This window comes from Bradyrhizobium sp. USDA 4474, assembly GCF_054057515.1.
Genome location: NZ_JBSRZJ010000002.1, coordinates 3751668 through 3764048, shown reverse-complemented (window position 1 = coordinate 3764048; position 12381 = coordinate 3751668). Strand labels below are relative to the sequence as shown.

The 12381-nt window shown below is 64.2% G+C and carries 12 protein-coding genes; 8 read left to right on the top strand and 4 right to left on the bottom strand.

Features of this window, described 5'->3' with window-relative positions; all coding sequences use genetic code 11:
- Positions 1-64: 64 nt before the first annotated feature.
- The 6 genes from ACVW16_RS19625 to ACVW16_RS19600 all read left to right on the top strand — a co-directional run bounded on the left by ACVW16_RS19625 (position 65) and on the right by ACVW16_RS19600 (position 5391).
- A complete protein-coding gene (locus ACVW16_RS19625; RefSeq protein ID WP_456700789.1) occupies positions 65-676 on the top strand; it encodes a sigma-70 family RNA polymerase sigma factor in 612 nt (203 codons plus the stop codon).
- A 296-nt stretch (positions 677-972) separates the two neighbouring features.
- Entirely contained in the window at positions 973-1671 is a 699-nt protein-coding gene (locus ACVW16_RS19620; RefSeq protein ID WP_456736609.1) for a cytochrome c biogenesis CcdA family protein, read from the top strand.
- A gap of 29 nt (positions 1672-1700) precedes the next feature.
- Positions 1701-2267: a redoxin family protein gene (locus ACVW16_RS19615; protein WP_456736610.1), complete on the top strand. Its 567-nt coding sequence runs from the start codon at positions 1701-1703 to the stop codon at positions 2265-2267.
- A 78-nt stretch (positions 2268-2345) separates the two neighbouring features.
- Entirely contained in the window at positions 2346-3320 is a 975-nt protein-coding gene (locus tag ACVW16_RS19610) for a hypothetical protein (RefSeq protein ID WP_456736611.1), read from the top strand.
- Between the two features lie 345 nt (positions 3321-3665).
- Positions 3666-4259 (top strand): L,D-transpeptidase, encoded by a 594-nt coding sequence (locus ACVW16_RS19605; protein ID WP_456700785.1) that lies wholly within the window; start codon positions 3666-3668, stop codon positions 4257-4259.
- 94 nt (positions 4260-4353) lie between these two features.
- Entirely contained in the window at positions 4354-5391 is a 1038-nt protein-coding gene (locus tag ACVW16_RS19600; RefSeq protein WP_456705131.1) for an amino acid ABC transporter substrate-binding protein, read from the top strand.
- Between the two features lie 267 nt (positions 5392-5658).
- Here the strand turns inward: ACVW16_RS19600 and ACVW16_RS19595 are convergent, their stop codons facing one another.
- Both ACVW16_RS19595 and ACVW16_RS19590 read right to left on the bottom strand, forming a co-directional pair.
- Positions 5659-6798, bottom strand: a complete 1140-nt coding sequence (locus tag ACVW16_RS19595; RefSeq protein WP_456700784.1) for an acyl-CoA dehydrogenase family protein — start codon at positions 6796-6798, stop codon at positions 5659-5661.
- A 149-nt stretch (positions 6799-6947) separates the two neighbouring features.
- Entirely contained in the window at positions 6948-8147 is a 1200-nt protein-coding gene (locus tag ACVW16_RS19590) for an acyl-CoA dehydrogenase family protein (RefSeq protein ID WP_456700783.1), read from the bottom strand.
- Between the two features lie 125 nt (positions 8148-8272).
- On the opposite strand from ACVW16_RS19590, the gene ACVW16_RS19585 reads away from it, so the two are divergent.
- Positions 8273-8818, top strand: a complete 546-nt coding sequence (locus ACVW16_RS19585) for a carboxymuconolactone decarboxylase family protein (RefSeq protein ID WP_456736612.1) — start codon at positions 8273-8275, stop codon at positions 8816-8818.
- 108 nt (positions 8819-8926) lie between these two features.
- Positions 8927-9421 carry a VOC family protein gene (locus ACVW16_RS19580; RefSeq protein WP_456802391.1) on the top strand — a complete coding sequence of 165 codons (495 nt, stop codon included), beginning with the start codon at positions 8927-8929 and terminating at the stop codon, positions 9419-9421.
- A 158-nt stretch (positions 9422-9579) separates the two neighbouring features.
- On the opposite strand, the gene ACVW16_RS19575 is transcribed toward ACVW16_RS19580, so the two are convergent.
- Positions 9580-10818 carry an MFS transporter gene (locus ACVW16_RS19575; RefSeq protein WP_456700780.1) on the bottom strand — a complete coding sequence of 413 codons (1239 nt, stop codon included), beginning with the start codon at positions 10816-10818 and terminating at the stop codon, positions 9580-9582.
- Positions 10819-10956: 138 nt separating this feature from the next.
- On the bottom strand, positions 10957-12204 hold the full coding sequence (locus ACVW16_RS19570; protein ID WP_456736613.1) for an MFS transporter: 1248 nt from the start codon (positions 12202-12204) through the stop codon (positions 10957-10959).
- Positions 12205-12381 lie beyond the last annotated feature (177 nt).

The window sequence follows — 12381 nt, the reverse complement described above, 5'->3', positions numbered from 1 at the left end:
TGGCTCATTAACACTTTGATCCAAGGAAACGCCGCTCGGTTGCGGCGCACCGGGGAGCCAAGTCATGCCGAACGTCATCGCCATCAACGCCCAGGCCAATCAGAGCATCATTGCCGCTCAGGCGACTTCGGACGACATGCTTCTGGAGAGCATTGCCGACGGCAACCGGACGTCGATGCACATCCTTTATTGCCGGCACAATGTGCGGGTCTATCGGTTCATCCTGCGCATCGTGCGTGACGCCACCACCGCGGAAGACCTGGTCAGCCAGGTCTTCCTGGACGTGTGGAGGACCGCCGGCCAGTTCCAGGGCCGCTCGCAGGTCTCGACCTGGCTGCTCTCGATCGCCCGCTTCAAGGCCCTGACCGCGATGCGCCAGCGCCGCTTCGAGGACATCGACCAGGAAGACGTACGCGAGATTCCGGATGGATCGGATACGCCCGAGGCGTCGCTCGACCGCAGCGATACCAGCGCGATCCTGCGCGCCTGCGTGCAGAAATTGTCACCCGCACATCGCGAGATCATAACTCTGATCTACTACCACGAGAAATCGGTGGAGGAGGTCGGGCAGATCATCGGCATCCCCCAGAGCACGGTGAAGACCCGGATGTTCTACGCCCGCAAGCAACTCGCCGATCTGCTTAAGGGTTGCGGGGTCGACCGTTTCGCGGCTTAAGTCTAATGATTTCAATGGGATGGGGCGTAACTGGCGGCCTGTCCCGAGGCACCAAAAGTTACCGCCGACGAAACAAATGAAACAAAGCACAACATCAGGCGGAAAAACATCCACCCTATAAAGCTCGCATACGGTTTCGTTAAGCCTCCCAAGACCTCCAGCGACCCGGACGGGATGCCCCCCTTCCGGGTCGTTTCATGTTTGAGGTGGCCCTCCCCGTCACGACCGCGTGACGGCGCGTAACGACCGGGACCTCCATCCCGAACTGCCCTCGTGACCTCATTCGCGAGTGCCCCATGATCGAGCTTCTCTTCGCTATCCTTGCCGGCATCCTCACCATTGCCGCGCCGTGCACGCTGCCGATGCTGCCGATCCTGCTCGGCGCCTCGATCGGGCGAAGCTCGCAGTTGCGGCCGGCGATGATCGCGCTCGGCTTCGTCGTTTCCTTCTCCGCGGTCGCGCTGCTGCTTGGCGCGCTGACGCGAATCTTCGATTTCGATCCGAATGTGCTGCGCGAGGCGGCTGCCGTCCTGCTGCTCGGCTTCGGCCTGTTGATGCTGTGGCCGGCGCCGTTCGAATGGCTGTCGATCCGGCTCAATGGCTGGCTCAATCTCGGCACGACGAGCGGCGTGCAGCGCGAGGGCGCGCTCGGCGGCCTCATGCTCGGCACCACGCTCGGCCTGGTCTGGACGCCCTGCGCCGGCCCCGTGCTCGGCTCGATCCTGACGCTGGTCGCGACGTCGAAGAATCTGGCCTGGGCCGGCACGCTGCTGGTCGCCTATGCGATCGGCGCGGCAGTTCCGATGCTGGCGATCGCCTATGGCGGGCAGGCCGCGACCACGCGCGTGCGCAGCCTCGCCCGCGTCTCGCCGCGGCTGCAGCAGGGCTTTGGGGTGGTCGTGATCGCCTTCGCGCTCGCCGCCTACTTCCAGTACGACACGCTGATCGTGGCGTGGCTCACCGGCTTCTACCCCACCGGCCAGATCGGCCTGTGATCCCTCCCCTCTCAACGGAGAACAAGTCCATGACCTTCAAGCTGCTCACTGTGGGCGCCGCGTTGATCGGCATCGCCGTCGCCGGTGCGGTGATTCCCGGCATCTGCGACGAGGCCACGCAAGCGGCGCCGGTCAAGGTCGCGGCGGCAAACCAGACTGCGACCGCGCCTGATTTCACCGGCATCAGCAACTGGTTCAACTCGAAGCCGCTCAACATCGCCGATCTCCGCGGCAAGGTCGTGCTGGTCGATTTCTGGACCTATGGCTGCGTCAATTGCGTCAATACGCTGCCGCACGTCACCGATCTCTACGCCAAGTACAAGGACAAGGGCCTCGTCGTGGTCGGCGTGCACACGCCGGAATTCCCGTTCGAACGCTCCGCCTCCAATGTGCAGGCCGCGCTGAAGCGCCACGGCATCACCTATCCGGTGGCGCAGGACAATGATTCCAAAACCTGGAACGCCTACAACAACCAATATTGGCCGGCGCAATACGTCATCGACCAGACCGGCAGGATCGTGTTCCAGCACGCGGGCGAAGGCCGCTACGACGAGATCGACCGCACGGTCGCCAAGCTGCTGAACGCCGAGAGTTGATGCCGCCCCCGGCGGCGTTGTGCTTGACTCCACGGACCCGTCCGTGGAGTTTCGCGAACCTCGAAAACAGCCGCCGCAATGGACGACGCGACCATCAGCAACGACATCCGCCTTCGCGAAGGCTCCTCGATCGCGCAGCGGCTGGTCGTGGCCGGCTCTGCAGCGGCGGTCGCGCTCTGCTTCACGCCCGGCCTGTTCACGCACGACATCCTCGAAGTGACGATCTCCCTGGTCGCCCTGCTGGCAGGCGCCGCCTTCGTTGGCGTGGTCATGCTGATGCCGGCGGTGGTGTGGATCATCACGCCGGATGAGATCCTGATCGGACGGCAGCGTCCGTTCGGGACGCTCCAGACCAGAATCGTCGGGAAGGACGACATCCTCGGACTACGGGTTGCCGGCAGCAAAGCCGCAAAAGCCCGCTTCCAGCTGGCCTTCACCCTGGCCTCGGGCGAACGCCTGATCTCCCCACCCCTCTCCGACGTCACCCATGTTCGTGACACGGTCACGCGGATTGCCGCTCAGTTCGACGTTCATGATGTCGAGGCGCCGGTCAATCCGCTCGACGCCAGCAATCCCGAAATGCGTCTCGGCGATCCCGTCGAGCCGTTTTCGCAGCGAGACATCGGGATCGCTGCCTTGATCGTCGTCGCGCTGAGCGTCGCACCCTATGCTTACAAGCTCTGGCGCGGCTTGCAGCCCCAATGGATCGACTACATGCTGCTGCCGCTCGGCGTGGTCGCGGCGTTCGGCGTCTACCGATTTGCCAATCTCTTGACCGGGGCGCTCTGGATCATCCGCGAGGGCGACATTCAGGTCGAACGCCTCTGGGGCAACGGCCAGCCGCGCGTGGACCGGATCGAAGGCCCCCAGGTAAAGGCGATCACGGTCGAGCGCCGCGGCCGGTCCGAGGACGAGCACTGCATCGTGGTGATCCGGTCGCTGTCCGGAAAGCGCTTTCGCAGTCCCCGTATCGGCTCGCGCAACGAGGCCCGCGCCGTGGGTGCCGAGATCGTCCGGCGGCTCGGGGTCGGGGCGGAGGCAAGTCAGATCTAGCCTTTGGCGACGTCGACCTCACCGCTGGCTCGGTCTGAGTCTCTCCCGCTTGCGGGAGAGGTCGCGGAGCGAAGCGACGCCGGTGAGGGTTCTATCCTCTTGGGGAGTCTCCCTGGAGGAGACACCCTCTCCCCAACCCTCTCCCGCAGCGGGAGAGGGGCGCGCACCGAGCCCAGCCTTGGCTTTTCGCGCCAGCCCAGCCTGTTCATGGCGTTGATTCACGTCAAAAAACCAAAGCATTCTCATGACATACCAACCGGGCGCGCCTTGAACTTGCCACGAAGCTGCCCCTGAGTTCAGATGGTTCCTATCGATTTGCGCCGTGGCAGCGGGGAGAGCTATGACATGACGGATTTTCGTCGCCTGACGGGGACCTGGTTGGTTGCGATGGGGCTGATCCTGTCCGCATCGCACGCGTTCGCCCAGCAGCCTGACCGGGGCGACGAGCCCGGCCTGATCGCCGATGACAGCTACCAGCTCGATCCGGAATGGCAGAAGCAGGTCGTCTACTACCGCACCACCGAAGCGCCGGGCACCATCATCATCTCGACCTCCGAGCGTCACCTCTATCTGGTGCAGCCCGGCGGGCGCGCGATCCGCTACGGCATCGGCGTCGGCCGCGACGGCTTCCAGTGGCAGGGCCTGGTGCAGATCACCAACAAGAAGGAATGGCCGGACTGGACGCCGCCGCCGGAGATGATCCAACGCCAGCCCTATCTGCCGCGCTTCATGGCCGGCGGCCCCGGCAATCCGCTCGGCGCCCGCGCCATGTATCTGGGCACCACGGTCTACCGCATCCATGGCACCAACCGTCCTGACACGATCGGCACCAAGGTATCCTCGGGCTGCTTCCGTCTGGTCAACAATGACGTCGCCGATCTCTACGATCGGGTCCCTGTTGGCACCAAGGTGGTCATCCGGCAGAAGCCTGAGCTCTGAGCCTGTCATCCCAGCATGATATGCTCCGGATCATGCTTCCCGCCTTCGCGACACCTTCCTTTTTTCTTCCCGTTCTTTTCGAGAGAGCAACATGATGCGCACATTTCGAGGCGGCCTGCTGATCGGGCTCGCGGTCGCCGTGCTGGTCGCCGCCTTGGCCATCACTTACGAATTCTATGACACCCGCACGCTGAAGCGCACGGTGCGTCGCGGCGAAGTGCTGTGCGGCGTCAACAAGGGCCTGCCGGGCTTCTCGATTCCCGACGACAAGGGCAACTGGACCGGCTTCGACGTCGATTTCTGCCGCGCCGTGGCCTCCGCCATCTTCGACGATCCGAGCAAGGCCAAGTTCGTTCCGCTCGACGCCAGCGAGCGCTTCAAGGAATTGCAGAGCCGCAAGGTCGACATCCTGTCGCGCAACTCGACGTGGAGCATGTCGCGCGAGCTCGACTACGACCTCTACTTCCCTGCTGTCGCCTATTACGATGGCGAAGGCTTCATGGTGCCGCGGTCGCGCAACAAGGAGACGTCGCTCGATCTCGCCGACAGCAAGGTCTGCGTGCAATCAGGCACCACGACGTTGCTCAACCTCGCCGACTACTTCAAGGCCAACAACATGAAGTATGAGCTGATGAAGTTCGACAAGCTTGACGACGTGGTGAAGGCCTACGACACCGGCAAGTGCGACACGCTCACCGCCGACGTGTCCCAGCTCTATGCGCTCAGGCTGAACATGTCCAAGCCCGGTGACCACATGATCCTGCCCGACATGATCTCCAAGGAGCCGCTCGCCCCCGTGGTGCGCCAGCGCGACGACGACTGGATGATGATCGTGAAGTGGACGCTTTACGCGATGATCAACGCCGAAGAGCTCGGCGTCACCTCGCAGAATATCGACGAAGCGCTGAAGTCGAAGAAGCCGGAAGTGATGCGACTGGTCGGCACCGAGGGCAATTACGGCGAAGAGCTCGGCCTCACCAAGGACTGGGCCGTGCGCATCATCCGCCACGTCGGCAATTACGGCGAGATGTACGAGCGCAATATCGGCGAGAAGTCGCTGCTGAAGATCCCGCGCGGCATGAACCAGCTCTGGAATGCCGGTGGTGTGCAGTATGCGCCGCCGATGCGGTAGGGCAGTCTATCGGCCGTCAGTGCGAGGAGCGAAGCGACGAATCACCCGGACTGCCCACGCGGAAGATTCTGGATTGCTTCGCTCCGCTCGCAATGACGACGCGGGGCAAGCGCCTTCCACACATTCCATGGCATCGCCCGGCTTGACCGGGCGATGCAGTATTCCGAGACGTCAATCGTATGTCGAGGCGCCGCGGCGTACTGGATCGCCCGCCTGCGCGGGCGACGACACCGGAGATGAGGCGCGCACCTCGCGCCTCCGTTTGCCTCAATACCCCCGCGCCCGCGCCAGCTGCTCGGTGTGGTAGTTCGCGTCGCCGAACAGCTCCTCGCAGACCCGCGCGCGCTTCATGAAGAAGCCGATGTCGAACTGGTCGGTCATGCCCATGCCGCCGTGCATCTGCACGCCTTCCTGCACCGCGCGGGTGGCGGTGGTGCCGGCGCGGGCTTTTGCCACCGCGACGGCTGAAGCGGCCTTGGCGACATCGGCGTCCAACGCCTGCAGCGCCTTCATGGTCGCGGCGCGGGTGATCTCGATGTCGATGTAGAGCTGCGCAGCGCGGTGCTGCAGCGCCTGGAATTCGCCGATCAGCTTGCCGAACTGCTTTCTGTTCTTGAGGTACTCGACGGTGCGGTTGAACACCTCATCGCTCAACCCCACCATCTCAGCGGCGAGCGCACCGCGGCCGATGTCGAGCATGCCGTCAAGCAGGGCGGCGCCCTGATCGACTTCGCCGAGAACGCTGTCGGCGTTGACCTCGACATTGGCGAGCTCGATCCGCGCCGCATTGTGCGCGTCGACCATGATGGTGCGCTCGACCGACACACCCTTGGCTTTCGGATTGACCAGGAACAGGGTCAACCCGTCGCGCTCGCCGGCCGATCCGGCCGTGCGCGCGGCAACGATGAAGAGATCGGCGACGTGGCCGTCAACCACCAGCGCCTTGGCACCGGACAGCTTGAAACCGTTGCCGGCCCGCACGGCCTGCAAGTTCGTCTGCAGCGGGCGATGCTTGGCGCCTTCGTCGATCGCAAGCGTCGCGAGCAGCGAGCCGTTGGAAACCTTCGGCAGATATTCCGACTTCTGCGCGGCATTGCCGCCGCGGTTCAGGGCCGAGGCCGCGACCACCGAGGTGGCGAGGAAGGGTGACGGCATCAGGGTGCGGCCGATCTCCTCCATGATGATTCCGGCCTCCATGAAGCCGAGACCGCTGCCACCGAATTCTTCCGGCACGAGCAAGCCGGCAAAGCCCATCTCGGCGAAGGAATGCCACAGCTCCTTCGAGAAGCCGGTGGGATCTTTGGAATCGCGCAAGCTGCGCAGGTGCGACACCGGCGCCTTGTCGCTGATCAGCCCGCGCGCGCTGTCGCGGAGCATCGATTGTTCTTCGGTGAGGACGAGGGCCATGGGTGTGTTTCCGATTCGAAATCTAGACATTCTCCGTCATTCCGGGATGGCCCGAAGGGCCAGGCCCGGAATCCATAACCACGATCGGGAGTATGGATTCCGGGCTCGCGCATTGCGCGCCCCGGAACGAGGTGTGGTGAGAGCGTGGCTTACGCCCCCGGCAAATCCAGGATGCGCTTGGCGACGATGCCGAGCATGACCTCGGACGTGCCGCCCTCGATCGAGTTGGCCTTGGTGCGCAGCCAGGCGCGCGGGCGGGCGCCCTGCCGCGAGCGCTCGCTCTCCCATTCCAGCGCATCGACGCCGCCGGCCGACATCAGGATCTCATAGCGGCGCTTGTTGAGCTCCGTGCCGTAATATTTCATCGCCGAGGAGAACGCCGGATGCGCCTGCCCCGCCTTGGCGAGATCGACTGCACGCTCGGCGCAAGCCGCGAGCGCGGCTTCATCGACGTCAAACGTCGCGATCTGGCCGCGCAGCATGGAATCGTCGAGCCGCCCCAGCGCATCGGAGCCGACGGAATCCGCGGCGATCTGACCGAGCGGACGGCCGACGCCACGTTCGCCCATGCCTGAAATCATCGCGCGCTCGTGCTGCAGCAGATATTTGGCGACGTCCCAACCGCGGTTGACGGTGCCGACCACATGCGATTTCGGCACGCGGACGCCGTCGAAGAAGGTTTCGCAGAACGGCGAATAGCCTGAGATCAGCAGGATCGGCTTGGTGGTGACGCCCTTCGAGGTCATGTCGAACAGGATGAAGCTGATGCCGTCGTGCTTCTTCGCCGTGGGATCGGTGCGGACGAGGCAGAAGATCCAGTCGGCGTAGTTGGCGTAGGAGGTCCAGATTTTCGAGCCCGTGATGACGAAATCGTCGCCGTCGCTTTCGGCGCGGGTCTGCAGCGAGGCCAGATCGGAGCCGGCGTTCGGCTCGGAATATCCCTGGCACCAGCGGATTAGGCCCGCCGCGATTTTTGGCAGATGCTCTTTCTTCTGCGCCTCGTTGCCGTATTTCAACAGCGCCGGCCCGAGCATCCAGATGCCGAAACTCGACAGCGGCGGACGCGCGCCGATCCTGGCCATCTCGGAACGCAGCACCTTGTGCTCGGCGGGGCTGAGACCACCACCGCCATATTCCCTGGGCCAATCAGGCACAGTCCAGCCCTTGTCGCGCATCCGCTCGAACCAGATGCGCTGCGGCTCGGAGGAGAATTTTGCGTTGCGCCCGCCCCAGAACACATCGGTGTCCGCAGTGGCGGGCTTGCGCATTTCCGGCGGGCAATTGGCTTCCAGCCAAGCCCGCGTCTCCTTGCGGAATTGTTCGAGATCGGCGGCTTCAGTCTCGCTCATGGTCGTTTCCATCAGTCAGATCGGATTTGTTGGGCGCGACTCTGGGCCATCGCACCGTGGAATTCAACCTCTTCCGCAGCCCGCATTCAGCTATAGTGGCGCTTGAAAACAAAGAGGAAACGACAATGCGCCTGAAACTTCTTTCGCCTGGCGAAATGAGTGAGAGCCAGCGGCAGACCTATGAGGAGTCGATTGCCGGCAAACGCGGCAAGCCACCGGCGCCGATGATGGCCTGGCTCAACAGCCCCGACATGGCCCGTCACGCCACGAGACTCGGCGAGGTGCTGCGCTATGACACGATGTTTCCGGCAAAGCTGTCGGAGATCGCGATCCTGGTCACGGCGCGGCACTGGACCGCGCATTACGAATGGTATGCGCATAAGCGCCTCGCGCTCGCGGCCGGCATGGAGGCTGAAATCATCGATGCGATCCGCGATCGCCGCACGCCCGAGTTTGACGATCCCAAGGGGAAGATGATCTACGATCTCGCGAAGTCGCTGCACGAGGGGCACGGCGTCGAGAAGGGCCTCTATGACGCAGCCGTTGCATTGCTGAGCGAGCGCGGCGTGGTCGAGGTGATCGGCCTGTGCGGCTATTACACCATGGTGTCGATGACGCTGAATGCTTTTGAGTTCGAGCTGCCCGAAGGCGAGGTGCCGGAGCTTTCGTAGCTCCGGCCCCGATGCGCAATTGCGCATCAGGAAACGCTGGGTTTCGGGATCAGCCAGTGGCGCTGCCCCGGAGCCCGCCTTATGTGGAGTTCATCAGGGAGCACCACCATGTCGGACAACAAAGCCGTCGCCGCCGGCACGAGGATCGGCCACGTCCACCTCAAGGTCGCCGATCTCGATCGCGCGCTCGGCTTCTATTGCGGCGTACTCGGCTTCGAGCTGATGCAGCGGATGGGCTCCGGCGCGGCCTTCATCTCGGCCGGGGGCTATCATCACCACATCGGGCTCAACACCTGGGAGAGCAAGGGCGGCTCGCCGCCGCCGCCAGGCACGACCGGGCTGTTTCACACCGCGATCCTCTATCCGACCCGGCCGGCGCTCGGGGATGCGCTGCATCGCGTGCTCTCGGCCGGCATTGCGCTGGATGGCGCCAGCGACCACGGCGTCAGCGAAGCGCTTTATCTGCGCGATCCGGACCAGAACGGCGTGGAGCTGTATTGGGACAAGCCGCGGGAGCAATGGCCGCTCGGGCCGGATGGGAAGCTCGCGATGTTCACGAAGCGGCTGGATGTGGAGGCGTTGCTGAGACAGCGGGAGACGTAAACTCCACTCTCTCCCCGTCATTGCGAGCGAAGCGAAGCAATCCAGGCCGTCTCCGCGGAAACAGTCTGGATTGCTTCGTCGCTTCAGCGCAAAATTGCTTCGCAATTTTGTCGCGAGCTCCTCGCAATGACGGAGTGCGTGGAGACATCGCTGCGTCCCTACGCAGCCCTTGACCGCGACTTCCCCCGCACCATGATCAGCGCCGCCGCGGCCACCTCCAGCGCGATGCAGAGATAGAACGGCAACGCGTAGCTCCCGGACCAATCCCGCAAGGCCCCGACGACACCGGGGCCGAACGCATAGGTCACCTGGTTGATCGCCGTGTTGAGGCTGATCAGCACGCCGAACGAGGCAGAATCGAACTCCTGCTGCACGATCAGCGACGGCAAGGTGATGAGATTGCCGACCGAGAAGCCGAACACCGCGCAGGCCGCGATCAGCACATAGTCATTGTGCAGGTTGATGACCACGCACAGCGCGGCGGCCTGGCTCAGGAATGACAGGGCGGAAGCAAGCCGCTGGTTGAGGCGGTCGATCACCATCGAGAACAGCACCCGGCCGATCACCGCCATCGCGGTGAGCACCGCAACCGCTGCGGCGGCGCGCTCACGGCCGATCACGGGATCGAGGAACGCGATCAAGTGCACGATGAAGCCGACCTGCGCGAACAGCACCAGCGCGAAGGCAATCGTCACCGTGAGGAAGCCGACGTCACGCAGTGCATTGCCGCGGATCTGCGCCGATGATTGCGGCTTTGCTTTCGTCGCCCCATGCCAGCCATGAAGATCGGGCGGGCGGCCCACGACCATCAGGATCACCGGCACCAGCAGCACCAGCATGGCGCCCGCGGCCGCGTACATCGCGTTGGCAAACCCGACATGGCCGATCATGTTCACCAGCAGCGGCACGCCGACGATGCCGCCGAAACTGGCGCCGTTCAACGCCAGGCTGATCGCCATGCCGCGCTTCTGATCGAACCACAGGCTGATCGTGTTGGTGATCATGGCGAGACTGGTGCCCGCCCAGCCGAAGGCGAGCACGGCATCCGCGAGATAGAGCTGCCAGGGCTCGCGCACCGCGCCGATCGCGACGCCAGCTGCCGCCATCGCCACCGTGCCTGATATCAGGCACAGTTTTGGACCATATTTCCGGACGGCTTCGCCGACGAAGACCACCAGCAGCGCGCCGAACAGATAGAAGAACGTCGTGCCGGACGAGACCAGCGAGGCCGGCCAGCCCCGTGCGCGCTGGAGCTCGGCGACATAGACGCTCTGGCCGTAGAAGCCGAGGCCCCAGCCGAAGGTCGCGAGCAGGAAGCAAACGGCGACGATGCGCCAGCCTTCGTAACGGAGCGAGGATTCGTCGATCGACGTGGTGGAGCGGGGATTGTCGAGCATTTGCGCTTTGTCCTTCTTTTCCCCCGCGAGCGCCTTCACGCTCGCCTGTTCATGACGAGCATCATGTAACAACCCGACTTCCGAAAATCACTTCGACCGCGATCGAACCATCAACGCTGCTGACAGCCTGCCGCCAATTCAAATCGCGTCCGGGAACTCGCCCATCGCTGCTGCGAGCCGCGCCCTGCGGCGGCGGGCCCAGGACGCGAGCGAGAGCGCGACGAGGCCGACGGCAACAGGCGGGAACACCACCATGTTCACCGCGGACCAGCCGTAATTCGCAAGCAGCTGCCCCGATGAGAACGAGCCGATCGCCATCATGCCGAAAACCAGGAAATCGTTGAAAGCCTGCACCTTGTTGCGCTCCTGCGGCCGGTGCGTCTCCAGCACCAGCGCGGAGGCGCCGATGAAAGAGAAATTCCACCCCATCCCGAGCACGATCAGCGTCGCCCAGAAATGCATCGCGGTGATGCCGGAGAGACCGATGGCGGCGGCGCCTGCTTCCAGCAGCAATCCGGCGGCAACGATTCTGGGTGCGCCGAAGCGGGCGATCAGCGTGCCGGTGAAGAAACTCGGCCCGTACATCGCGACGATGTGCCATTGAATGCCGAAATTGGAATCGAAGAGGCTTAAGCCGCAGATCTTCATGGCGAGCGGCGCCGAGGTCATCACAAGGTTCATCATGGGATAGGCGATGACACCGCAGAGCGCGGCCGCGATGAAGCGCGGCTGGGTCACGATGGTCAGCAGCGGCCGGCCACCATGCAGATCCGCCGGCGCCGGCTTCGGCATATCGACGCCGGCGACGATGCCCATCGCTACAAGCGCAACCACGGCCTGGACCAGGAAGCTGAAGGCGAACAGATAGGGCGACCAGATGTTCATGGTCCACTGCACGAGCTGCGGACCGAGCACCCCGGCGAACACGCCGCCCGCCATCACCCACGACACGGCTTTCGGCCGGTAGGCCGAGCTGGCGCCGTCGGCGGCCGCAAAGCGATAGGATTGCGCTACGGAGCCGTAGAGGCCGCCGAGGAACGTCGCCAGACAAAACAGTGCGAAGGATGCGTGCAGGATCGCAAACGAGCCGATCATGCCGGTGAGCGCACCGAGGCCGGTGCCGATGACGAAGGCCCAGCGGCGGCCGAAGCGGCGCGAGATCGCGCCTGTCGGCAGCGTGCCGGCCGCGAGCCCGACGACGTACATCGACAACGGCACGGTCGCGAGCGACATGTCGGGCGCCAGCGTAGCGCCGACGATCGAACCGGTGGCGAAGATCACGGCCGAATTGGCACCCGTCAGCGCCTGCGCGGCGGCAAGACGCACCACATTGGCACGCACGCGAGCGTCCTCGGCGATCTCATCGGCTGCAGTCACGTCGATCATCGGCATTTCCGCCCGGAAGGGCCTTGTTGATTCCCGGCACTATGGAGGGGCCGAAAGGGCCGGGCAACCGGCGCAAACGGGCGCAGGCCATGCCTCCGACGCAATCGGGCCGATGATAGCGGCCCCCGCTCTTGACGGCTTGCGCTCGATCAAATCCTATCCCGCCGCCTTTCAGGG